Raw genomic sequence first — 21,285 nt, forward strand, 5'->3', positions numbered from 1 at the left:
AGACTGACGTGGTGCTTCTGTGTCTGACGGCGTCGCACAAGAACGCCAGCTTCGATCTCCTCGAGAAGCTCTCCGTCGACTCCTCCGCCGTGACCGCGGCCCTCTCCGAGGGGATCGACTTCGTCTCCGGAGCCGTCGTCGTCGCGACCTGCAACCGCTTCGAGGCCTACCTCGACATCGAGGAGCCGCTGACCGCCGCGCAGGCCGTCGCCGTCGAGGCCGCCACCGCCGCCGTCAGCGCCGCGACCGGCGTCGAGCAGGACGAGCTGCGCGGGAGCGTCGACGTCGTCTCGGGCGACCGGGTGGCCGAGCACCTCTTCGCCGTCTCCAGCGGGCTCGAGTCCGTCGTGGTCGGCGAGGGCGAGATCGCGGGCCAGGTCCGCCGCTCCCTCGAGGAGGCGCGCCGCCTCGGCACCACCTCCTCCGAGCTCGAGCGGCTTTTCCAGCGCGCCTCGCAGACCTCGCGCGGCATCAAGAACCGCACCGGCCTCGGCAGCGCCGGCCGCTCGATCGTGCGCCTCGCGCTCGACCTGGCCGCGAGCCGCGTCACCGACTGGCGGGCCGCCCGCGTCCTCCTCGTCGGCACCGGCAGCTACGCGCGGGCGACCGTCGCGGCCCTGCGCGACCGCGGAGTGGTCGACATCGCCGTGCACTCCCCCTCCGGCCGCGCCGAGGGCTTCGCCGCCCGCCGCTCGCTCCGGCCCATCGCCGCCGCCGATCTCGCGCTCGAGACGGTCTCGGCCGACATCGTCATCACCTGCACCACGACCCAGGAGCCGGTGCTCGACGCCGCCCTGCTCGCCGCCGGGCGCCTCCAGGGCTTCTCCCGCGAGCGCCAGCTCGTGATCGACCTGGGCCTGCCGCGCAACGTCGCCTCCGACGTCACCTCGGTCGCCGGCGTCGAGCTCCTCGACCTCGAGACGATCAGCCTGCACGCGCCTCTCGACGTGCTCGACGCGTCGCAGCAGGCGCGCGCGCTCGTCGACAAGGCGGCCCGGAAGTTCTCGGACGTCGCCGACGAGAAGAGCCTCACTCCGGCCGTCGTCGCCCTGCGCGCCCACGTGTTCGACGCGCTCGACGCCGAGATCGAGCGGGCCCGCTCGCGCGGCGACGAGGACGGCCGCACCGAGCAGGCGCTCCGCCACCTCGCCGGCGTCCTGCTGCACACCCCGAGCGTCCGCGCCCGCGACTACGCGCGCGCCGGAGCCCAGGAGGCCTACCTCACCGGGCTCGAGGCGCTCTTCGGCATCGTGGTCCCGGCCGAGCCCGCCGCCGCGCACCCCGACGCGGACGCCGCCACCGCGTGAGCCTCCGGCTCCCCTTCGATGCGGAGCCGCTGCGCTCCGCGCCGCTGCTCACCGAGCGCCTGCTCCTGCGTCCCCTCGGACCGGAGGACGCCGAGGACCACGCGCGCTACCAGGGCGACGCCGACGCCGTCCGGTTCCTCCGCTGGCCGGTGCGCACCCCCGAGGAGTCGCGGGCGCACCTGCAGCGCCGCCTCCCCTCGACACGGCTCGCCGCCGACGGCGACGTGGCCGTGCTGGCGATCGTCCCCCGGGAGGGCGTCCTCGCCGGGCGGATGATCGGCGACCTCACGCTCATCGCGACGTCCGTCGAGCAGGAGGCGGTCGAGATCGGCTGGGTGCTGCACCCGGAGGCGCAGGGGCGCGGCTACGCGACCGAGGCCGCCCGGGCTCTGCTCGACCTCGCGTTCGACACCCTCGGCGCGCACCGCGCGATCGCGCAGCTCGACGCTCGGAACAATGCGTCCGCCCGCCTCTGCGAGCGGCTCGGGATGCGCCTCGAGGCGAACCACCGGGAGGACGAGTTCTGCAAGGGCGAGTGGACCTCGACCCTCGTCTTCGCCCTGCTCGCCCGCGAGCGCTGACCGCAGGGCCGGCTGGTCCGCGTTCGGCGGGACGCCGCCGGCCCGTCCGGTCGGCGGCGTCCCGGGAGGAGTGTCAGGCCCCGCGGAGCCCGGTGAAGAGGTACGACTCGAGCTGCTCGAGCGGGATGCGCTCCTGCTTCATCGTGTCGCGGTCGCGGACGGTCACGGCGTCGTCCTCGAGCGAGTCGAAGTCGACGGTCACGCAGTACGGGGTGCCGATCTCGTCCTGGCGGCGGTAGCGGCGGCCGATCGCTCCGGAGTCGTCGAAGTCGACGTTCCAGAGCTGGCGCAGCTGGTCGGCGACGCGGCGCGCGAGCGGCGAGAGGGCCTCGTTGCGCGAGAGCGGCAGCACGGCCACCTTCACCGGCGCCAGGCGCGGGTCGAGGTGCAGCACGGTCCGCGTCTCGACCTTGCCCTTGGCGTTCGGCGGCAGCTCCTGCTCCTCGTAGGCGTCGACGAGGAACGCCATGAGCGCGCGGGTGAGGCCGAACGACGGCTCGATCACGAACGGCACGTAGCGCTCGTTCTTGTTCTGGTCGAAGAACGAGAGGTCCTTGCCCGAGTGCTCGATGTGCGTCTTGAGGTCGTAGTCGGTGCGGTTCGCGACTCCCATCAGCTCGCCCCACTCGCCCGAGGCGAAGCTGAAGCGGTACTCGATGTCGACGGTGCGCTTCGAGTAGTGGGAGAGCTTGTCCTTCGGGTGCTCGTACTGCCGGATGTTCTCGGGGTTCATCCCGAGCCCGACGAACCAGTCCCAGGCGAGCTGCATCCAGGTCTCCTGCCACTCCTCGTCCGTGCCGGGCTCGACGAAGAACTCGAGCTCCATCTGCTCGAACTCGCGGGTGCGGAAGATGAAGTTGCCGGGGGTGATCTCGTTGCGGAACGCCTTGCCGATCTGGCCGATGCCGAAGGGCGGCTTGCGACGGGCGCTCTGCAGCACGTTCGCGAAGTTGGTGAAGATGCCCTGGGCGGTCTCGGGACGCAGGTAGTGCAGCCCCGACTCGTCGTCGACGACGCCGAGGTAGGTCTTCATCAGGCCCGAGAACTGCTTGATCTCGGTCCACTGGCCGACCTTGTCGGGGTGCTCCGGGTCCGGGATGTCGGCGAGGCCGTTCACGGGCGGGTGGCCGTTGACCTCCTCGTACTTCTCGAAGAGGTGGTCGGCGCGGTAGCGCTTGTGGGTGATCAGCGACTCGGTCAGCGGGTCCGAGAAGACGCCGACGTGTCCCGAGGCGTGCCAGATCGCCGTGGGCAGGATGACCGCGGAGTCCAGGCCGACGACGTCACCCCGGCCCTGCACGAAGGTCTTCCACCACTGGCGCTTGATGTTCTCCTTGAACTCCACGCCGAGCGGCCCGTAGTCCCACGCGGAGCGGGTGCCCCCGTAGATCTCACCCGAGGGGAAGACGAATCCCCTGTGCTGCGCGAGGGTGATGACTTTGTCGAGGGTGGTGGGTTCTGCCACGGGTTGCTCCTCAGCTGTTCGGGCGCACGGGGCCCCGGCGCGCGCCGGCTGCGCGCGTCCTTCTGGTGTGCCCCCATGGTAGCCGCGGGGGCGCCGAGCCGGTCCGCCCGCGGCGGGCATGATGAGCGGATGAGCACCCTCCCGCCGATCGTCGTGTCCGCCGTCGCCGTCCTCCGCGACCGGCGCGTCCTGATGGTCACGGCGCGGGGCCGCGACGTCCTCTACCTCCCCGGCGGCAAGGTCGACGAGGGCGAGAGCGGGGTCGAGGCGGCGGCCCGCGAGGCCCGCGAGGAGCTCGGTGCCGTCGCGCTCGGCCTCGAGCCCCTGTTCACCGTCCGGACCCAGGCGCACGGCGAGCCGGAGGGGCGGGAAGTCCACATGAGCGTCTTCGCCGCCGAGCTCGACCGGGAGGCGCGCCCGAGCGGCGAGATCGACTCGCTGCACTGGGTCGACGGCTCCGATGCGGGCCGCTGCCCGCCCGCCGGGGTCGAGACCCTCCGGCTGCTGCGCGGTCTCGGTCTCGTCGACTGACCCTCCGGCTCCGGGCCGACCGCGGGGCGGCTAGCCTCGTGGCGTGGAGACGAGACGGCGTGCACGGGACCGGTCGAGCGCGGAGGAGCCGGACCGGCTCGAGCCGGTCCGGCTGGAGGCGGCCGTGCCCATCCTGCGGATCTTCTCGGTCGCCAAGGCGGGCGAGTTCTACGTCGACTACCTCGGCTTCGAGGTGGACTGGGAGCACCGCGCCGCGCTCGACGCCCCCCTCTACCTGCAGGTGTCGCGCTCGGGGCTCCGCCTGCACCTCAGCGAGCACCACCGCGACGGCAGTCCCGGCGCCGCCGTGCACGTCGCCCTCCGCGGAGTCCGCGAGCTGCACGCCGAGCTCGACGCGAAGGCGTACCCCTACCTCAACCCGCGGATCACCCGCACGCCGTTCGGCTTCGCGCTCGACGTGATCGATCCGTTCGGCAACCAGCTCCGCTTCGCGGAGCCGGCCCCGGTGCCGCGCCTGCCCTGATCGGTGCGCGTGCGGGTGCTTGTACAACCTGAGCGCCGACTGATCAACCGTTCACCGGCCGTCCATGCACTTCGGAGTCCCATCCTTTAGCGTGGCTCCGATGGCTTCACGGGGGACGATCGAGCGGCCGGACACGGCCCGGGCAACGGGACGGCAGCGCCGACCGCGGCTCCGCTTCATGGAGGCCGCACCGCTGGCGACGGGCCTGCTGGGCTCGATCGCGATCCTCCTCGGCTCGCTCGGCGTGGGCTACCTGCCCGCCGGCTCGCCCATCCGCGACTGGCCTCTCGTCGCCTCGATCCGCGCCACGGGCTGGCTCACCGAGTCCAGCGGCGCCCTCGTCGTGGGCGGCGGGATGCTGCTGCTGATCGCGTGGCTCCGCCTGCGCACGGTCGCGCTCGCGGCGGGCCCCGGCTCCGTCCGCACCATCGTGGTGGCGGCCCTCGCCTGGACCGCTCCGCTCCTCGTGACGGTGCCGCTGTTCAGCCACGACATGTTCTCCTACGTGGCGCAGGGGCGCCTGATGACCCAGGGCATCGACCCCTACACCCACGGCGTCGCGACGCTCCCGGGCTGGTTCGACCTCGGCGTCGACCCGCTCTGGGCCGACACCCCCACGCCCTACGGGCCCCTCTACCTCCTGATCGAGCGCACCGCCGTGCAGTTCGCGGGCTACGGCGCACCGGAGCTCTCGATCGCGATGCTCCGCGCCGTGTCGGTCGCGGGCGTGGCCGTCATGGCCGTCTACGCGCTCCGCCTGGCGCGCCTGCGCGGCCTCTCGGTCCCGCTCACCGCCTGGACGATCGTCGCCAATCCGCTGACCCTCGTGCTCTTCGTCGTCGCCGGCCACAACGACTCCGTGATGCTGGCGCTCATCCTCGCGTCGCTCTACTACGCCCAGACCGACCGGCGCATCGCCGCCGTCGTGCTGATGGCCGGAGCGATCGCGATCAAGCCGATCGCCGTGATCGCGCTCCCCGTGCTCGCGCTCCTGTGGCTGCGCCACGACGCGACGTGGCGCGAGCGCACCCGCGGCTGGCTCTGGACGGGCGCCGGAGCGCTCGGCCTCGTGGTCGCCGTCGGGCTGCTCGCGGGCGTCGGGGTCGGCTGGGTGGCGGCGATGGTCGTGCCCGGCTCGATCCTGCACTGGTACGCGCCGATGTCGTTCGTCACGGTCTCGGTCTCCCGCGCCGTCGAGTTCACCGGTCACGACCCCGCCGCGGCGATCGCCGTGGTCAAGATCCTCGCGCTCGGGCTCGCCGGCCTGATCGCTGCGCGCCTCATGCTGTCGCGGCGCTCCATCGATCCGCTCGCCCGCCTGTCCGGTGCGCTGCTCGCGTTCGTGACGGCGTCGACCGCCATCCACCCCTGGTACGCCCTCTGGATCCTGCCGATCGCCGCGCTCGCGCGCCCGTGGAGCCGCTCCCACGTGCACCTGGCGGTCTACGCGTCGATCTTCCTCATGTGCGTCACGCTCGCCGAGCCGATCGACGGCGGAGGCGGCACGATGGACCAGATCCCGGCGCGGGTCGCGACGATCGCCGCGATCGCCGTGGTCGGGATGTACGTCCTCCTCGGCTACACGGACGAGGAACGGGTCGAGGGCCTGCCCCTCGTGCGCGCGCTGCCGTTCGGCTCCGTGATCCTCGCCCGTCTCAGCGGCGGCCGCCTGGTCGACGCCCGGATGGCCGCGACGCGCCTGCGCGACTAGCCGGAGCCGCGGCTCAGGAGTCGGACTCGTCGCTCCGACGGCGGGTGCGGCGGTCGAGCGCGGCCTGCGCCGTCTCGGCGGCCGAGTCCGGGGAGCCGACCGGCCCGGTGGGACCGGCGAGGGTGCTCGAGAGCGACGACAGCCAGCCGGAGTCGTCGCGGCCGGCGTTCAGCGCATCTGAGAAGAGGGGGAGGTCGCTGCGGGCGGCGTGGATCGCGTAGGACTCGCGGGAGAACCCGTTGTCGGGGACGACGGGCGTCCTGCGGGACGCGCGCGTGGCGTCCGGGGCCTGCTCCTGTCGCGAGGCGTCCGACGCCTGCTCCTGGGGGGCCTGCTCCTGGGCGGCCTGCTCCCGGCGGGCGTCGCGCTCGTCGCGCGGGGTGCTGCTGTCGTGGTCCACGGCGGTCCTCCTGCTCTCCGCCCCGAGCGGAGGGGCAGGCGCCGCGATGACGGGGCGGCGCCCGGTCAGGCTACCCCTCGTTCAGGGTGTGGCGTCGTCGGCGGCCCCTGATCGTGGCGCGGGGCGCCAGACGACCAGCTCGGTCCGGCGCTGCGCGCGCGTGCCGTGGCGCAGAGTGACCACGTCCCCCTCGAGTCCGGCGGCGAACACGCGGCGGCCCGGCCGGTTCAGGAGCTCGTCGGCGAGGGCCGACTCCAGCTCGCGCACCCGCTGCGAGAGCGACTGCACCTGGTTCTCGAGCTGCAGGATGCGCGCGATGCCCTCGAGAGAGACGCCCTCGGAGGAGAGCCGGGCGACCTCGCGCAGCTGCACCACGTCGCGCATCGAGTAGCGGCGCGACTTGCCCGCGGTGCGGGTCGGGCTCACGAGCCCGAGCCGGTCGTACTGCCGGAGCGTCTGCGGGTGCATCCCCGCCAGCTCGGCGGCGACGGCGATCGCGAAGACGGGCGTGTTCTCGTCCATGTCTCCTCCTCCGACCGGTCGCGCCGATCCGGTGCTAGTAGCGGGCCTTCTCCAGGATGTCCTCGCGCGGGTCCTCGTCCGGCTCGGCGGCGGCGTAGGCCTCGAGGGCCTCACGGGCGGCGGCGGACAGGTGGCTCGGGACGGCGACCTGCAGGACGGCGAGCAGGTCGCCCGTGCCCTTGGGGGTCGTGACGCCGCGGCCCTTGACGCGCAGGACGCGGCCGCTCGGGGTGCCTGCGGCGACCCGGAGCTTGACGGGCTCGCCGCCGAGGGTCGGCACCTCGATCGTCGCGCCGAAGACGGCCTCGACGAAGGTCACGGGGACCGTCACGCGCAGGTTCAGCCCGTCGCGCTCGAACACCGGATGCTTGCGGACCGAGACGGTGAGCACCAGGTCGCCGGGATCGCCGCCGTCCGGGCTGGGGCGGCCCTTGCCGCGGACGCGGATCTTCTGGTCGTCGGCCACGCCGGCCGGGATGCGCACCGAGAGGGTGCGCCCGTCGCCGGTCTGCAGCTGGACGGTGTCACCCCGGGTCGCGGTGCGGAAGTCGATGGTGGTGCTGGCGGTGACGTCGGCGCCCTTCTGCGGGCCGCCGAAGCCGCGGTAGCCGCCGCTGGGCTGGCCGAAGCGGCTGCCTCCGCCGCCGAACATGCCGCCGAGGATGTCCTCGAAGCCGGGCGGCGGGCCCTGCTGGGTGCTGTAGGAGGTGCGCCCGCCCTGGCCGAACATGCCGCCGAAGACGTCGTCGAACCCTCCGGGCTGGCCTCCCGCGGTGAAGCGCGCTCCGCCGCCCATGGCGCGGATCTGGTCGTACTCCTTGCGCTGCTCGGCGTCCGAGAGCACGGTGTACGCCTCGCTGATCTCCTTGAAGCGCGCCTCGGCCTTCGCGTCCCCCGGGTTGGAGTCGGGGTGGAACTGGCGGGCGAGCTTGCGGTAGGTCTTCTTCAGGTCCGCGGCGGAGACGTCCTTGGACACGCCGAGGACTTTGTAGAAGTCCTTGTCGAACCAATCCTGGCTGGCCATGTGCCTCTTCCTGTGTCGAATGCGGCGAGGGACCCCGCCCCGGTCCGGCAGCGTGCTGCCGAGCGGGGCGGGGTCCTCCGCGGTGGTGGTGCCGGTGGCGGGGTCAGTCGGCGGGGACTGCCACGACCACCTTGGCGGCCCGCAGCAGCGAGCCTCCGAGGTAGTAGCCCGCCTCGACGACATCCGCGACCGTGGAGGTCTCGGCGCCGGGGGTGGGCTGCTGGAAGATCGCCTCGTGGATGTTCGGGTCGAACAGGTCGCCAACGGCGCCGGTCTTCACCAGGCCGAGCTTCTCCACTCCGCCGCGCAGCTTCTGCGCGATGGCCGTGAAGGGCCCGCCCTCGGCGAGGTCGCCGTGCTTCTCGGCGCGGTCGAGGTCGTCGAGCACGGGGAGGATGACCTTCACCGCGTCGCCGATCGCCCGCTCCTTGTCGACCTGGCGGTTGGCCTCGGTGCGCTTGCGGTAGTTCGCGTACTCCGCGGTCACCCGCTGGAGATCGGCGAGGTGCTCGGCCGCGAGCGTCTCGGCGCTGGACTGTCCCGAGAGGAACGAGAGGTCGGCGTCCGAGAGGCTGGTCTCGACGTCGGGCCCCTCGGCCTCGATGAGGCCCTCCTGGTCCTGGGCGTCCTGCGCCGCCTCGGCTCCCGCCTCGCCGCCGGTGGCCGGCTGCTCCTCGGGGAGGTCCTGGGGCTCGTTCTCGGCTGCCATGGCTACTTCGTGTCCTTCGGCTCGTCCTCGTCGATGACCTCGGCGTCGACGATGTCCTCGTCGTCCTTCTTGTCACCGTCGGCCGGAGCGTCCGCGGGGGCGCTCTGCGCGGCCTGGTCCTGGGAGTAGATCGCCTGGCCGATCTTGGTCTGCGAGGCGTTGAGGGCGTCGAACGCGGTCTTGACGGCCGCGTCGTCGTCGCCGGCGAGCGCGGTCTTCAGCGCGTCGACGTCTCCCTGCACCTCGGACTTGACGTCCTCGGGCAGCTTGTCCTCGTTGTCCTTGATCAGCTTGTCGATCGAGTACGCCAGGGTCTCGGCGTTGTTGCGGATCTCGGCGGCCTCGCGGCGGGCCTTGTCCTCGGCGGCGTGCTCCTCGGCCTCGCGGACCATGCGGTCGATGTCGTCCTTGGGCAGCGACGAGCCGCCCGTGATCGTCATCGACTGCTCCTTGCCGGTGCCCTTGTCCTTCGCGGACACGTGGACGATGCCGTTGGCGTCGATGTCGAAGGTGACCTCGACCTGCGGGATGCCGCGCGGGGCCGGCGCGATGCCGGTCAGCTCGAACGTGCCCAGGTTCTTGTTGTCGCGGGTGAACTCGCGCTCGCCCTGGAAGACCTGGATCGCAACGGACGGCTGGTTGTCGTCGGCCGTGGTGAAGGTCTCGGACCTCTTGGTCGGGATCGCGGTGTTGCGCTCGATGAGCTTCGTCATGATCCCGCCCTTGGTCTCGATGCCCAGCGAGAGCGGGGTCACGTCGATCAGGAGGACGTCCTTGCGCTCGCCCTTGAGGACGCCGGCCTGCAGCGCGGCGCCGACGGCGACGACCTCGTCCGGGTTGACGCCCTTGTTGGGCTCCTTGCCCCCGGTGAGCTTCTTGACGAGCTCGGCGACGGCCGGCATGCGGGTCGAGCCGCCGACGAGGACCACGTGAGCGATGTCCTCGACCTTGACGCCCGCCTCGGCGATGACGTCGGTGAAGGGCTTGCGGGTGCGCTCGATCAGGTCGCTCGTGAGCTCCTCGAACTTGGCGCGGGTGAGCGTCTCGTCGAGGTTCGCCGGACCGTTCTCGGTGAGCGAGAGGTAGGGCAGCTGGATGCTGGTCGAGGTGCTCGAGGAGAGCTCCTTCTTCGCCTGCTCCGCGGCCTCCTTGAGGCGCTGGCGAGCGATCTTGTCCTTCGAGACGTCGACGCCGGTCGAGTCCTTGAAGCGCTTGACCAGGTGGTCGACGACGCGCTGGTCCCAGTCGTCGCCGCCGAGGCGGTTGTCGCCCGACGTCGCGCGGACCTGGATGGTCGAGAAGTCGTCGTCCTTGCCCACCTCGAGGAGGGAGACGTCGAACGTTCCGCCGCCGAGGTCGAAGACGAGGATGAGCTCGTCCTCCTTGCCCTTGTCGAGGCCGTAGGCCAGCGCGGCCGCGGTGGGCTCGTTGATGATGCGCAGGACGTTGAGGCCGGCGATCTCGCCGGCGTCCTTGGTCGCCTGGCGCTCGGCGTCGTTGAAGTAGGCCGGGACGGTGATGACCGCGTCGGTCACCTTGTCGCCCAGGTACTGCTCCGCGTCGCGCTTGAGCTTGCCCAGGATGCGGGCCGAGATCTCCTGCGGGGTGTACTTCTTGTCCTCGACGCCGAAGGTCCAGTCGGTGCCCATGTGGCGCTTGACCGACGCGATGGTGCGGTCGACGTTGGTGACGGCCTGGCGCTTCGCGGTCTCGCCGACGAGCACCTCCCCGTCCTTGGTGAACGCCACGACGGACGGCGTGGTGCGGAAGCCCTCGGCGTTGGCGATGACGGTGGGCTCGCCTCCCTCGAGGACGGCCACGACAGAGTTGGTGGTTCCCAGGTCGATGCCTACGGCACGGGACATATGCGTTGTTCTCCTTCGCGATCGGCGTCGCGCGGGCGGCTGCCGGTCAGTTGACGGGTGGTGCGGAATCCTCTGCGGGAGTTGAGCCCCGCACGCTCAAGTTTACGCATCCGTCGTCTCGCGTCAAGTCCGGAGGCGAGAAGTTGAGTCGCATCGGCTCAACTCTCAGACTCGCGGGTCCCGCCGCTTCCGGCCGTTCACCTCCTCCCCCTACGGTGGGCCCATGACGACGCGCACCGGCCGCTGGCCCGTCCTCGCCTGGGGCCTGTGGGACTGGGGCGGATCGGCCTTCAACGCGGTGGTGACCACCTTCGTCTTCACCGTCTACCTGACCACCGACGGGCTCTTCGGCACCTCGAGCGGAGTCTCGGCCGCGCTCGGCTGGTCCCTCGCCGCCGCCGGCGTGGTCGTCGCCGTGATCGCGCCGATCACCGGCCGCCGGGCCGACCTCGGCGGGCGCCGCCGGCTCTGGCTGGGGATCCACTCCTCCGTCGTCGTCCTCTGCATCCTGCTGATGTTCCTCGTGCGACCCGACCCTGCCCTCCTCTGGCTGGGACTCGGACTGCTCGCGGTCGGCACGGTCTTCTTCGAGTTCGCGAGCGTCAACTACAACGCGATGCTCCTCCAGGTCTCGACCCGGGCGACCATCGGCCGCGTCTCCGGCTTCGGGTGGGGCATGGGCTACGTCGGCGGGATCGTCCTGCTGCTGATCGTGTACTTCGGCTTCATCTCGCCCGAGGTCGGGCTCTTCGGAGTGACGGGGGACGACGGCCTCGACGTGCGCGTCTCGATCCTGGTCGCCGGCGTGTGGTTCGCCGTCTTCGCCCTCCCTGTGCTGGTCGCGGTGCCGGAGACGCCGGCGCGCGCGAGCCGGGCGGAGCGCGTCGGCGTGATCGCCTCCTACCGCGCGCTCTTCGCGCAGGTCGCCGCCCTCTGGCGCGAGAGCCGCAGCACCGTGGCCTTCCTCATCGCCAGCGCGGTGTTCCGCGACGGGCTCACCGGGGTCTTCACCTTCGGCGGCGTGCTGGCGCAGGGCACCTTCGGCTTCGACGCCGGCGAGGTGATCCTGTTCGCCATCGCCGCGAACGTCGTGGCCGGAGTGGCGACCATCTCGGTCGGCGCGCTCGACGACCGCATCGGCCCCAAGGCCGTGATCGTCGCCTCGCTCATCGGCCTGGTCGTCTGCGGCACCGCCGTCTTCGTCCTGCACGACGGGGGGAGCACGGTGTTCTGGATCTTCGGCCTGCTGCTGTGCCTGTTCGTCGGCCCGGCGCAGTCGGCGAGCCGCAGCTACCTGGCCCGCCTCATCCCGGAGGGACGCGAGGGCGAGATCTTCGGCCTCTACGCGACCACCGGGCGGGCGGCCTCGTTCCTCGCGCCCGCCGCCTTCGCAGCCGCCGTCTCGATCGCCGCGGCCGTCTCGGGCAGCGGCGAGGCGAACGTGCAGTACTGGGGCATCCTCGGGCTCGTCCTCGTCCTCGCCGTGGGGCTGGTGCTGCTCCTGCCGGTGCGCCGCCCGCCGGCCACCGCCCCCGTCGTGCCGGAGCCGCGGCTCGCTCCGCCCGCCCGCCGGGACTGACGAGGCCCGTCCGGCGGGAGACGCGGGCGAGGCCCCTCCCCGCGCGCCGCCGGCCGCGGATCAGACCGTGGCGATCCAGAACACGATCAGCAGGAGCGTGACGAGGAAGCCGGTCAGGAAGTTCAGCGCGAGGAAGCGCTTCCAGCCCGCATTCGCCCGCTCCGCCTCGGCGTCCTCGAGCGACCGGTACGGCCAGATGCTCACCGCGTACGGCACCGCGAGGATCGCCGCGAGGGTCCCCGGCCAGGGCAGCAGGAGCAGGAGCACGCCGCTCGCGACGTAGGCGGCGATGGCGAAGCGCGTGGTCGCCTTCGCTCCGATCACGGTCGCGATCGAGCCGATGCCGCCCGCGCGGTCGGCCAGGATGTCCTGCACCGCGCCGAAGGCGTGGCTCGCGATCCCCCAGAGGAAGAACGCCACGAGCAGCGCCACGAGAGGTCCGGTGACCACGGTGCCCGCGAGGGCGATCCCGTAGACGGCCGGGCTGACGAAGTGGGCCGCCGAGGTCAGCGAGTCGACGAACGGGCGCTCCTTGAAGCGGAGCCCCGGCGCACTGTAGGCGATCACGGCGAAGACGCTGATCGCGAGGACCAGCCACGAGACCGGTGACCCGAGCAGCACGAGCGCCACCAGGAACGGCACGTTCGTGGCCACCGCCGCGATCAGCGTCGCGCGGTGCTCGCTCCGGTCGAGCACGGCGCCCTCGACGCCGCCCTTGCGGGGGTTCCGCAGGTCGGACTCGTAGTCGAAGACGTCGTTGATCCCGTACATCGCGAGGTTGTAGGGGATGAGGAAGTAGATCGTGCCGAGCACGAAGGCGAGATCGATCTCGCGGGTGGTCAGCAGGTACGCCGCCGCGAACGGGTAGGCGGTGTTGACCCAGCTCAGCGGGCGGCTCGAGACGAACAGCGCGCGCAGCCGGTTCACGGCTCGCTCCGACGACGCGAGGGCAGGAGCACCCAGAGCGCCGGGAGGGCGAGGGCCGCGGCGATCGCGTAGGCGAAGTCCTCGATCGGAGCGACACCGATCCGGATGCCCGAGATCAGGTCGTCGTCGTAGGCGACCAGCAGGCCCACTCCGATCATGATGTTGTCGAACACGGCGGTCATCACCAGCAGCACGGCGAGGGTGCCGAGGACGGCGGGCAGGCGCAGGACGCGTCGGCGCAGCGCGAGCAGCAGCAGCACCAGCACCACCGCGAGGAACACGGCGTTGAGGAGGAGGTAGGTCACGCGCGCGCCTCCGTCCGCCGGGCGACCCGCTGCGAGAGGAAGCCGTGCACATCCATCGTCAGGTAGCAGAGCAGGGTGAGGAAGAGGACCTCCTCGACCGGGAGCTCCGGCGCGATCTGCAGGCCGGTCATGTAGGAGGTCTCGCCGCGGAAGAAGACGCCCAGGCCGATCCCCACGAGGTCCCAGACCAGGAAGAACACGACTCCCACGGGCAGCACGATCGCCGCGCGTCGCGCGTCCGCCCAGAAGAACAGCCGGAAGCGGCGGTCGAGCACGATCATCCCGGTGATCGAGACGAGGAGCGCGAGCAGGTAGAGGATCCCCACGCCTACTCCCCCACGGCGACGGGCGCGACCGGAGCGGACGGCGCCTCCCGCACGGGCAGCGGCTCGGTCGACACGTCGCCGCGCACGCGCTTAAGCATGACCTCGGCGCTGATGATGCACATCGGCAGGCCGATGCCGGGGATCGTGGAGCTGCCGGCGAAGAGCAGTCCGTCGACGTGCCTGCTGACGTTCCCGGCGCGGAAGAAGGCGCTCTGCGAGAGGACGTGGGCCGGTCCGAGCATCGAGCCGCGCCAGGCGCCGAGGTCGCTCTCGAAGTCGGCCGGGCCGATGGTGCGGCGGACGACGATCCGCTCGGCCAGGTCGGTCGCGCCGGTCCAGGATGCGATCTGCGCGATGGCCTGGTCGGCGATGGCCTCGACGCGCGCGTCGCCCGCGCCGTCGACTCCGCCGTGGCCGATCGAGGTGTCGGCCGGGATCGGCACGAGCACGAACAGGTTCTCGTGCCCCTCTGGAGCCGTGCTCGCGTCGGTCGCGCTCGGGCGGCAGACGTAGATCGACGCGGGATCGGGGACGGTCGGGTACTCGCCGAAGATCTTGTCGAAGTTGTCGCGCCAGTCCTTCGTGAAGAGCAGCGTGTGGTGCTCGAGCTCGGGCAGCTCCCCGCGCACGCCCAGGAGGACGAGGACGGCGCTCGGGCCGGGCTCGCGCTTCTCCCAGTAGGCGGGCGGGTAGGTCCGCAGCTCCTCGGGGAGGAGCGACTGCTCGGTGGTGAAGAGGTCGGAGGCGTTGACGACCAGGTCGGCGGGGATCCGCTCCGTGCCGTCGGGGCCCGTGAACTCGACCCCGACGACCTCGGCGCCGCGGCGTCCGCCGCGGGGCGAGCGCGCGGTGAGGATCCGCGTCGCGGGCGAGGACGTGCGGACGGTGACGCCGGCCTCCTCGGCGACGTCGGCGACCGCCTCGATCAGCTTCGTGAATCCGCCCATCGGGTAGAGCACGCCGTCGGCGAGGTCGAGATGGCTCATCAGGTGGTACATGCTCGGCGCGGCGAACGGCGAGGAGCCGAGGAAGACGGCCGGGTAGCCGAGGATCTGGCGCAGCCGGTTGTCGGTGACCGCCGTCGCCGCGAACGTGTCGAGCGGAGTGAGCAGCAGGCGGCCGAGCCTCCCGGTCCGGCTGAGCACGTCGCGGCGCAGCAGCGGGAGGAAGGAGGAGAAGCTCGTGTAGAGGAAGCGGCGCTTGGCCATCTCGTAGGTGTCGCGCGCGGAGTCGAGGTACGCGCGCATCCGCTCGCCCGCTCCGGGCTCGATGCTCTCGAAGAGCGCGAGGTTCGACTCGAGGTCGGCGAGCACGTCGATCGGCTCGTCGACGCCCTCGCTGTAGACCCGGTAGCCGGGGTCGAGCGTGACGAGGTCGAGGCGCTCCTCGGCGCTGGTGCCCATGAGGCGGAAGAAGTGGTCGAACACCTCGGGCATCAGGTACCAGGAGGGACCGGTGTCGAAGCGGAAGCCCTCGTGCTCCCACGAGCCGGCGCGGCCGCCGACGGCCTCGCGCGCCTCCAGGAGGGTCACGTCGTAGCCGTCGCGCGCGAGCAGCGCGGCGGAGGCGAGTCCGCCGATCCCGCCGCCGATGACGACGGCGCGGTGCGGGCCGGTCCTCGAGCGGGTCGCGCGGACGGGGCCTGGGCCCAGGCGCGGGCCGAGCGTCGACACGGCCGCCTTCGCCGCGAGCGCCGCCTTGGCGGCCGTGGGCACGCTGACGCGGGCGCGGAGGAGCTCCTCGGCGGGCGTCGCGCGGATCCGGTCGGCCAGGGCGGCGAAGAGGGAGTGGGCCAGCAGGACCGCGCGCCGACTCGAGCGCGGGAGCTCGGGCACGATGGCGGCGGCCTCGGCGAGGTCGTCGTCGAGGTCGGCGAGCAGCGAGGCCTTGTCGCGCTCGGAGAACGCCCGCGGGTCGACTCCGGGGAAGTAGCTGCGGCCGAGGCCGTCGACGTCGGCGGCGAGATCGCGGAGGAAGTTGACTTTCTGGAACGCGGCGCCCAGGCGGCGCGCTCCGGCCACGAGCCGCGCGCGGGCGGTCTCGGAGACGAGCCCCGCGTCCGGCGCCGCGAGGAACACGTGCAGGCACATCAGCCCGACGACCTCGGCGGAGCCGTAGACGTAGGCCTCGAAGGACTCGGGGGTGTGCTCGGTCTCGCGGAGGTCGGCGCGCATCGACGCGAAGAACGGCCGGGTGAGCTCGGTGCCGAATCCGGTCGCCCGCGCGGTCCGCGCGAAGGCGTGGATCACGAGGTTGGAGCTGTAGCCGGAGGCGAGCGCGCGCTCGGTCTCTGCCTCGAAGGCGTCGAGGGACTCCTCCACCGCGGCCCGGTCGAGACGGGCCTCCTCGGCGACGCCGTCGACGATCTCGTCGGCGACGCGCACGAGGGCGTAGACGTCCTCCACCCGCTCGCGGACGCCCGGGGCGAGCAGGCGCGTGGCCAGCCCGAAGGAGGTGGAGTAGCGGCGGATCACCTGCGCGGACGACTCGTGCGCGACGCGGTCGTACAGTTCGCTCTGGCGGCTCATCGTGCCACCGTACGGGGGCTCGGCCGGGCGGAGCGCATCGTCGCGCGCATCCGCGCGTGGCGGACAGCGCTCATCGGGTGCGCCCGACCACGCTGGCCACGAGCGGGCGGACCTCGTTGCGGAAGGCCTCCGACACCGCGGGCGTCTCCAGCGCCGCCCAGGCGCGGTCTGCGAACTGATTCGCGAGCCCCTCGGCGTAGCTGCGGGCGCCGCACTCCTCGAGGATGCCGCGCACCTTCTCCGCGGTCTCGGGCGCGAGGTGCTCGTCGCCGATCAGCGCCTCGATGTCGGGCCAGCAGTCGGTGCCGGCCGCGTGGGCGATGAGGACGGTGCGCTTGCCCTCGCGGAGGTCGCCCAGCGTGGTCTTGCCGGTCTGCCCCTCCGAGCCGAAGACACCGAGCAGGTCGTCGACGATCTGGTAGGCGATGCCGATCCAGCGGCCGAACTCGCCGAGCGCGTCCACCGCGGCGTCCGAGGCCCCGGCGAGGATCGCTCCGGCCTGCAGCGGCGCCTCGAAGGAGTAGACGGCCGTCTTGAGGCGCTCCATCTCGAGCACCTCGTCGACCGAGGGCATGCCCGGCATGAGGGAGAAGTCCACGTCGGCCAGCTCGCCCGCGGCGGAGGCGAAGACGGCCTCGTCGAGCAGGGTGAGCAGGCGGGCCCGCACGCCGTCGGAGGCGCCGACGCCCTCGACGAGGCGGTGGGCGCCGGTGAGGGCGAGGTCCCCGGCGATCACGGCCACCGAGGTGCCGCGGTGCTCGGCGATCGGGATGGAGAGGCCCGCGGTCGTCGCCTCGTCGCGGTAGCTGCCCGAGACGTTCGGGCCGCCGCGGCGCACGAAGTCGCGGTCGATCACGTCGTCGTGCACGATCAGCGCGGTGTGCAGAAGCTCGAACGCCGCGCCGAGGTGGGCGGCGGCCTCCGGATCCTGGCCGCCGTGAGCCTCGTACGCCGAGATCACCATCAGCGGGCGGAAGCGCTTGCCGCCGCGGGTGTTGGCCTCCAGCGTCTGCCAGAGGGTCAGGTAGCGGGGTCCGAGACGCACCGCCCGGGACCTCGCCAACGAGAAGAACCTGTCCAGGACGGCATCGACGTGCTCCTGCCTCAACCGGGACAGAACCACGGGGTCGCGCGTATCCACGGGGGAAGGCTAACAAAGGGGAGAACCAGGACGATAAGCCGGCTGATGTGTTGCGGCGTGCTTGACTTGCGGGTATGACTTCGCCAGCCGCCACTGTGCAGACGGACCGGATCGAGCAGGTGGTCCTCCTCGACGAGGCCGGGAACGCCGTGGGGGTCGCCGACAAGGCGACCGTGCACGACACGGCCACTCCCCTGCACCTCGCGTTCTCCTGCCACGTCTTCTCCCCGGACGGCGCGCTGCTGGTGACCCGCCGCGCGCTGGAGAAGCGCACATGGCCGGGCGTCTGGACCAACTCCTTCTGCGGGCACCCCGCCCCGGGCGAGCGGATCGAGGACGCCGTCGTCCGCCGGGCCGAGCGCGAGCTCGGCGCCCGGCTGGCCACGCTGGAGGTCGCCCTGCCGGACTTCCGCTACCGCGCGGTCGACGCGTCCGGCGTCGTCGAGAACGAGATCTGCCCCGTCTACACGGCGACGCTGTCGAGCCGCGACGCCCTCGATCCGCGCCTCGACGAGGTCATGGACTACGAGTGGGTCGACGCCGAGGCGACGCTCGCCGCCGTCCGCTCGACCCCCTGGGCGTTCTCCCCCTGGCTCGTGCTGCAGCTCCCCCGCCTGCTGGGCTGACCCCTACGCCCTGATCCCTGCGCCGGCGTCAGTCGGTGTAGACGTCCGTGCGGTGGAAGTTGAGCGCCGACCGCGACGCGGTCGGACCGCGCTGGCCCTGGTACCGCGAGCTGTACTCCGCCGAGCCGTAGGGCTTCTCGGCGGGCGAGCTGAGGCGGAAGAAGCACATCTGGCCGATCTTCATCCCGGGCCAGAGCGTGATGGGGAGCGTCGCGACGTTGCTGAGCTCGAGGGTGACGTGGCCGGTGAAGCCCGGATCGATGAACCCGGCGGTCGAGTGGGTCAGCAGCCCGAGCCGTCCGAGAGAGCTCTTGCCCTCGAGGCGCGCCGCGATGTCGTCCGGCAGCGACACCTCCTCGTAGGTCGAGCCGAGCACGAACTCTCCCGGGTGGAGGATGAACGGCTCGCCCTGCGGCGTCTCGACCAGGCGGGTCAGCTCGGGCTGGTCCTCGGCCGGATCGATGTACGGGTAGCGGTGGTTGTCGAACAGCCGGAAGAAGCGGTCGAGGCGCACATCGACGGACGACGGCTGCAGCATCGACGGATCGTGCGGGGCGAGCCCCACGCGGCCGGAGGCGAGTTCGAGCGAGATGTCGCGGTCGGAGAGGAGCACGCTGTGATCCTAGGGCGTGGCGCGACCCCGGGGCGTGGGCCGGCTCCGGGCCTTGCTACGATGTCCTGGTGCGCCCGAGCGGCGCCGCGCGAGTGTAGTTCAATGGTAGAACTTCTGCTTCCCAAGCAGATGGCGCGGGTTCGATTCCCGTCACTCGCTCTCCTCTTCGCCTCGTCTGCGGCCGGTCCTCCGGCCCGACGCGAGCGGCTCCTCCTCTGGCCCGACGCGAGCGGCTCCTCCTCCGGCGCTGCAGCGGCGTCCGTCAGCGCAGCGGCGTCCGGCAGCCCCGCGGCGTCCGTCATCCCAGCAGCGACAGCCGCCCGACGATCCTGTCGATCCGGTTCCTCGGCCCCACCAGGCTGACCGCGAGGTACTGCAGCTCGTCGGAGCCGCTCGCCGCCACCGCCTCCCGGTACTCGTCGTACACCCGGGTGGCCTGCGCCGACGCGGGCATGTCGGCGACGAACGTCCCGTCGTGCGCCTCGGCCTTCGCGCGGATCGCGAGCAGGGTGGCCGCGTCGGCGGCGAGGACCGTGCAGCCGGCCCACGGCAGACCGGGATGCAGCGATCCGGACGCGTCGGCGGGGCTCGGTCCGAGCAGCCCCGCGACGTGCGCGGCCGTCGCGGCGCCCACGCAGATCGCGGCGTTCACGGCGCGGCCGGCGGGGAGGGACTCGTCGACGACGACCACCCACTTGAGGCGAGCCGAGCGGGTGGGCGCGGCGGTGTCGATCTCGTCGGGGTGGAAGCCGACGGCGTCGGGGGCGGGGATGGTCATGATGCTCCTCGGTTCGTGCGCAGTGACGTCACGAACAGTAGGCAGGAGGGGTCCCCTGCGGCAGGATCTCCGTATGAACGACCAGCAGAACGGCCCAGGAGCGGCACTCGACGAACTCGACGTCCGGATCCTGCAGGTCCTGCAGTCGGATGCACGGATCACGAACCGGGACCTCGCAGCCGCCGTGCACGTCTCGCCCACCACCGCCCTCGATCGCACGAGGAGCCTCCGGCGCCGCGGCGTCATCACCGGCGCGACGCTCACTCTCGACTTCGCGGCCCTCGGGCGCGGCGTGCAGGCGCTGATCGCGGTCCGCATCCGTCCGCCGTCGCGCGAGATAATCGAGGCCTTCCGCGACTGGGTCGCCGGCCTCGACGAGACGGTCGGCGTGTTCGTCACCTCCGGCTCGGAGGACTTCATCATCCACGTCGCCGTCCGCGACAACCAGGACCTCTACGCCTTCGTCATCGACGAGCTGACGCAGCGCCGCGAGGTCGCCGACGTGCGCACCTCGGTCGTCTACGAGCACCTGCGCGAGCAGGTCGTCCTGCCGCTGGAGCCGCACGGCCGCGCGGAGCGGTGAGGCGCCCGAGCGGCGTTCCGACGCGACACGCCGGGCGGATCAGCGGCAGCGCGCGGGATCGCGGGACGCAGAGGGCAGGGTGGAGGGGTGACAGAGCTCGTCCAGATCCCGTCGCCGGGCGTCGCCCTCGAGTACGGGCACCCCGGCCGGCCCGTGGTGGTCGTGCTGCACGACGTCTTCGGGCGCCTGCCGTGGCTGGAGCCGTTCGCCGAGGCCGTGGCGAAGCACGGCTACCACGTGCTCGTGCCCGACCTCTACGACGGCTGGGCCACGCTCGCCCCGGAGGACGCGCGCGACCTCGCCGCGATGGCCGCGCAGGACCGCACCCTCGCCGCCGTCGCCGAGGCGGTCGGCACCGGAGTCGCGGCCGGGGCACCGCGCAGCGCCGTCATCGGCTTCGGCTTCGGCGGCCGCCTCGGGCTGCTCGCCGCGGGCACCGGGCTCGTGGACGCGGTGGTCGCGTACTACGCCACCCTCGGTGCGGAGGAGCACGTGCTGGTCCCGTGCCCCACCCTCCTGCACTACGCGCAGAGCGACGAGTGGCCCGCGGGCGACGACCCGGAGTCGTTCGTCGGACGGCTGAAGGAGTCGGGGACGCCGGTCACGGCGCACACCTACCCGGACACGCAACGGCACTTCGCGAACGGCAACCTGCGCGACGCGGTCAACCCCGCCTCTGCGGCGCTCGCCTACGCGAGGACGCTCTCGTTCCTCAATCCGCAGCTCATCGACACCTGAGCTCAGCCCTGCACGTCGTGCAGGTGGTGCTGGATGTCGTGCAGGTAGTAGCGGGCGATCGTGTCGACCGTGAACGCCGCACCGTCGCTGCGGCGGCCTCGCCGCTGCCACTGGGCGCCGGCGACGGAGTCGAACACCTCGGCGATGCGCTCGGCCGCCTCGACCAGCTCGCGGCCGACCGTCGCGGGGTCCTGCTGGTCGTAGCGCTCCTCCACGGCGGTGACGTCCTGGTCCCAGTTGGGGTAGAGCGGGTCGTCGCCGGCGAGCATCAGCTGCACGCGGGTGCGGTAAATGCGGTGCACGTCGCGCACGTGCGCGGCGTACTCGAGCGGCGACCAGGTCTCGTCGTCGGGCCGGCCCGCCGCGTCGTCGCGGTCGAGCACGTAGGGCCAGGCGGCGGCGTTCTCGCGGATGAGCTCGGCGACCTCGTCGGCGTCGACGAGCGAGGCGTCGAAACCGCACTCGAGGCAGGGGCGCTCGAGGACCCAGGTCCAGTCCTTGGTGTCGGGAGTGATCGGCATGGCACCAGAGTAGAGCGCCGC

General features: G+C 72.2%; 23 protein-coding genes and 1 tRNA gene. 10 read left to right on the forward strand and 14 right to left on the reverse strand.

Features of this window, described 5'->3' with window-relative positions; genetic code table 11:
• Positions 1–11: 11 nt before the first annotated feature.
• The gene (locus C5D66_RS11955; RefSeq protein WP_104326925.1) at positions 12–1,307 is read left to right on the forward strand and encodes a glutamyl-tRNA reductase; all 1,296 of its coding nucleotides are present in this window, start codon (positions 12–14) and stop codon (positions 1,305–1,307) included.
• A complete protein-coding gene (locus tag C5D66_RS11960; RefSeq protein ID WP_258063913.1) occupies positions 1,304–1,888 on the forward strand; it encodes a GNAT family N-acetyltransferase in 585 nt (194 codons plus the stop codon). The genes C5D66_RS11955 and C5D66_RS11960 overlap by 4 nt, the downstream gene beginning before the upstream one ends.
• Positions 1,889–1,961: 73 nt before the next feature.
• Here C5D66_RS11960 and C5D66_RS11965 read toward each other — a convergent pair whose 3' ends face one another.
• On the reverse strand, positions 1,962–3,353 hold the full coding sequence (locus tag C5D66_RS11965; protein WP_104226140.1) for a glycine--tRNA ligase: 1,392 nt from the start codon (positions 3,351–3,353) through the stop codon (positions 1,962–1,964).
• 129 nt (positions 3,354–3,482) lie between these two features.
• Between C5D66_RS11965 and C5D66_RS11970 the strand changes: the two genes are divergently transcribed.
• From C5D66_RS11970 to mptB, 3 genes are all read left to right on the forward strand, one after another.
• Positions 3,483–3,884 (forward strand): NUDIX domain-containing protein, encoded by a 402-nt coding sequence (locus C5D66_RS11970; protein WP_104255342.1) that lies wholly within the window; start codon positions 3,483–3,485, stop codon positions 3,882–3,884.
• A gap of 43 nt (positions 3,885–3,927) precedes the next feature.
• Entirely contained in the window at positions 3,928–4,368 is a 441-nt protein-coding gene (locus C5D66_RS11975) for a glyoxalase superfamily protein (protein ID WP_208543318.1), read from the forward strand.
• 100 nt (positions 4,369–4,468) lie between these two features.
• Entirely contained in the window at positions 4,469–6,079 is a 1,611-nt protein-coding gene (gene mptB / locus C5D66_RS11980) for a polyprenol phosphomannose-dependent alpha 1,6 mannosyltransferase MptB (protein WP_146078786.1), read from the forward strand.
• Between the two features lie 13 nt (positions 6,080–6,092).
• On the opposite strand, the gene C5D66_RS11985 is transcribed toward mptB, so the two are convergent.
• From C5D66_RS11985 to dnaK, 5 genes are all read right to left on the reverse strand, one after another.
• On the reverse strand, positions 6,093–6,479 hold the full coding sequence (locus C5D66_RS11985; RefSeq protein WP_104255343.1) for a hypothetical protein: 387 nt from the start codon (positions 6,477–6,479) through the stop codon (positions 6,093–6,095).
• An 81-nt stretch (positions 6,480–6,560) separates the two neighbouring features.
• Positions 6,561–7,001, reverse strand: coding sequence for a heat shock protein transcriptional repressor HspR (locus C5D66_RS11990; RefSeq protein ID WP_104226135.1), 441 nt, complete (start codon positions 6,999–7,001; stop codon positions 6,561–6,563).
• A gap of 34 nt (positions 7,002–7,035) precedes the next feature.
• Entirely contained in the window at positions 7,036–8,025 is a 990-nt protein-coding gene (locus C5D66_RS11995) for a DnaJ C-terminal domain-containing protein (RefSeq protein ID WP_104222888.1), read from the reverse strand.
• A gap of 103 nt (positions 8,026–8,128) precedes the next feature.
• Positions 8,129–8,734, reverse strand: coding sequence for a nucleotide exchange factor GrpE (locus tag C5D66_RS12000; protein ID WP_104222889.1), 606 nt, complete (start codon positions 8,732–8,734; stop codon positions 8,129–8,131).
• A gap of 2 nt (positions 8,735–8,736) precedes the next feature.
• The gene (gene dnaK / locus C5D66_RS12005; RefSeq protein WP_104222890.1) at positions 8,737–10,599 is read right to left on the reverse strand and encodes a molecular chaperone DnaK; all 1,863 of its coding nucleotides are present in this window, start codon (positions 10,597–10,599) and stop codon (positions 8,737–8,739) included.
• A gap of 223 nt (positions 10,600–10,822) precedes the next feature.
• Here dnaK and C5D66_RS12010 point away from each other — a divergent pair, with 223 nt between their 5' ends.
• Entirely contained in the window at positions 10,823–12,178 is a 1,356-nt protein-coding gene (locus C5D66_RS12010; RefSeq protein WP_104326918.1) for an MFS transporter, read from the forward strand.
• Positions 12,179–12,238: 60 nt separating this feature from the next.
• Here C5D66_RS12010 and C5D66_RS12015 read toward each other — a convergent pair whose 3' ends face one another.
• The 5 genes from C5D66_RS12015 to C5D66_RS12030 all read right to left on the reverse strand — a co-directional run bounded on the left by C5D66_RS12015 (position 12,239) and on the right by C5D66_RS12030 (position 17,309).
• Positions 12,239–13,105 carry a prenyltransferase gene (locus C5D66_RS12015; RefSeq protein ID WP_181067922.1) on the reverse strand — a complete coding sequence of 289 codons (867 nt, stop codon included), beginning with the start codon at positions 13,103–13,105 and terminating at the stop codon, positions 12,239–12,241.
• On the reverse strand, positions 13,102–13,410 hold the full coding sequence (locus C5D66_RS17190) for a lycopene cyclase domain-containing protein (protein WP_104222893.1): 309 nt from the start codon (positions 13,408–13,410) through the stop codon (positions 13,102–13,104). The genes C5D66_RS12015 and C5D66_RS17190 overlap by 4 nt, the downstream gene beginning before the upstream one ends.
• The gene (locus C5D66_RS12020; protein WP_104326920.1) at positions 13,407–13,736 is read right to left on the reverse strand and encodes a lycopene cyclase domain-containing protein; all 330 of its coding nucleotides are present in this window, start codon (positions 13,734–13,736) and stop codon (positions 13,407–13,409) included. Before C5D66_RS12020 ends, C5D66_RS17190 begins: the two co-directional genes overlap by 4 nt.
• Positions 13,737–13,738: 2 nt before the next feature.
• The gene (gene crtI, locus C5D66_RS12025; protein ID WP_104326921.1) at positions 13,739–16,264 is read right to left on the reverse strand and encodes a phytoene desaturase family protein; all 2,526 of its coding nucleotides are present in this window, start codon (positions 16,262–16,264) and stop codon (positions 13,739–13,741) included.
• Positions 16,265–16,334: 70 nt separating this feature from the next.
• Positions 16,335–17,309: a polyprenyl synthetase family protein gene (locus C5D66_RS12030; protein ID WP_244229492.1), complete on the reverse strand. Its 975-nt coding sequence runs from the start codon at positions 17,307–17,309 to the stop codon at positions 16,335–16,337.
• A 170-nt stretch (positions 17,310–17,479) separates the two neighbouring features.
• On the opposite strand from C5D66_RS12030, the gene idi reads away from it, so the two are divergent.
• Positions 17,480–18,031: an isopentenyl-diphosphate Delta-isomerase gene (gene idi, locus C5D66_RS12035; RefSeq protein ID WP_104222897.1), complete on the forward strand. Its 552-nt coding sequence runs from the start codon at positions 17,480–17,482 to the stop codon at positions 18,029–18,031.
• Between the two features lie 28 nt (positions 18,032–18,059).
• Here idi and dcd read toward each other — a convergent pair whose 3' ends face one another.
• Positions 18,060–18,644 carry a dCTP deaminase gene (dcd, locus tag C5D66_RS12040; protein WP_104222898.1) on the reverse strand — a complete coding sequence of 195 codons (585 nt, stop codon included), beginning with the start codon at positions 18,642–18,644 and terminating at the stop codon, positions 18,060–18,062.
• 88 nt (positions 18,645–18,732) lie between these two features.
• Here dcd and C5D66_RS12045 point away from each other — a divergent pair.
• A tRNA-Gly gene (locus C5D66_RS12045) sits at positions 18,733–18,803 on the forward strand.
• Between the two features lie 139 nt (positions 18,804–18,942).
• On the opposite strand, the gene C5D66_RS12050 is transcribed toward C5D66_RS12045, so the two are convergent.
• On the reverse strand, positions 18,943–19,422 hold the full coding sequence (locus C5D66_RS12050) for a DUF2000 domain-containing protein (protein WP_104255348.1): 480 nt from the start codon (positions 19,420–19,422) through the stop codon (positions 18,943–18,945).
• 73 nt (positions 19,423–19,495) lie between these two features.
• Between C5D66_RS12050 and C5D66_RS12055 the strand changes: the two genes are divergently transcribed.
• Both C5D66_RS12055 and C5D66_RS12060 read left to right on the forward strand, forming a co-directional pair.
• Positions 19,496–20,005 carry an Lrp/AsnC family transcriptional regulator gene (locus C5D66_RS12055; protein WP_104255349.1) on the forward strand — a complete coding sequence of 170 codons (510 nt, stop codon included), beginning with the start codon at positions 19,496–19,498 and terminating at the stop codon, positions 20,003–20,005.
• An 87-nt stretch (positions 20,006–20,092) separates the two neighbouring features.
• Positions 20,093–20,743, forward strand: a complete 651-nt coding sequence (locus tag C5D66_RS12060; protein WP_104255350.1) for a dienelactone hydrolase family protein — start codon at positions 20,093–20,095, stop codon at positions 20,741–20,743.
• 2 nt (positions 20,744–20,745) lie between these two features.
• On the opposite strand, the gene C5D66_RS12065 is transcribed toward C5D66_RS12060, so the two are convergent.
• A complete protein-coding gene (locus C5D66_RS12065) occupies positions 20,746–21,264 on the reverse strand; it encodes a DinB family protein (RefSeq protein WP_104255351.1) in 519 nt (172 codons plus the stop codon).
• Between the last annotated feature and the right edge of the window lie 21 nt (positions 21,265–21,285).

Origin of the sequence: Rathayibacter sp. AY1B4 (genome assembly GCF_002932815.1) — a bacterium.
In the GTDB taxonomy this organism is placed as follows: domain Bacteria; phylum Actinomycetota; class Actinomycetes; order Actinomycetales; family Microbacteriaceae; genus Rathayibacter.

Coding starts and splice junctions, on each gene's coding strand:
- dnaK (WP_104222890.1), bottom strand. CDS start 10,599: ATGTCCCGTGCCGTAGGCATCGACCTGGGAACCACCAACTCTGTCGTG.
- C5D66_RS12050 (WP_104255348.1), bottom strand. CDS start 19,422: ATGACCATCCCCGCCCCCGACGCCGTCGGCTTCCACCCCGACGAGATC.
- C5D66_RS12055 (WP_104255349.1), top strand. CDS start 19,496: ATGAACGACCAGCAGAACGGCCCAGGAGCGGCACTCGACGAACTCGAC.
- C5D66_RS11995 (WP_104222888.1), bottom strand. CDS start 8,025: ATGGCCAGCCAGGATTGGTTCGACAAGGACTTCTACAAAGTCCTCGGC.
- crtI (WP_104326921.1), bottom strand. CDS start 16,264: ATGAGCCGCCAGAGCGAACTGTACGACCGCGTCGCGCACGAGTCGTCC.
- C5D66_RS12065 (WP_104255351.1), bottom strand. CDS start 21,264: ATGCCGATCACTCCCGACACCAAGGACTGGACCTGGGTCCTCGAGCGC.
- idi (WP_104222897.1), top strand. CDS start 17,480: ATGACTTCGCCAGCCGCCACTGTGCAGACGGACCGGATCGAGCAGGTG.
- C5D66_RS11970 (WP_104255342.1), top strand. CDS start 3,483: ATGAGCACCCTCCCGCCGATCGTCGTGTCCGCCGTCGCCGTCCTCCGC.
- C5D66_RS12000 (WP_104222889.1), bottom strand. CDS start 8,734: ATGGCAGCCGAGAACGAGCCCCAGGACCTCCCCGAGGAGCAGCCGGCC.
- mptB (WP_146078786.1), top strand. CDS start 4,469: ATGGCTTCACGGGGGACGATCGAGCGGCCGGACACGGCCCGGGCAACG.
- C5D66_RS12010 (WP_104326918.1), top strand. CDS start 10,823: ATGACGACGCGCACCGGCCGCTGGCCCGTCCTCGCCTGGGGCCTGTGG.
- C5D66_RS11990 (WP_104226135.1), bottom strand. CDS start 7,001: ATGGACGAGAACACGCCCGTCTTCGCGATCGCCGTCGCCGCCGAGCTG.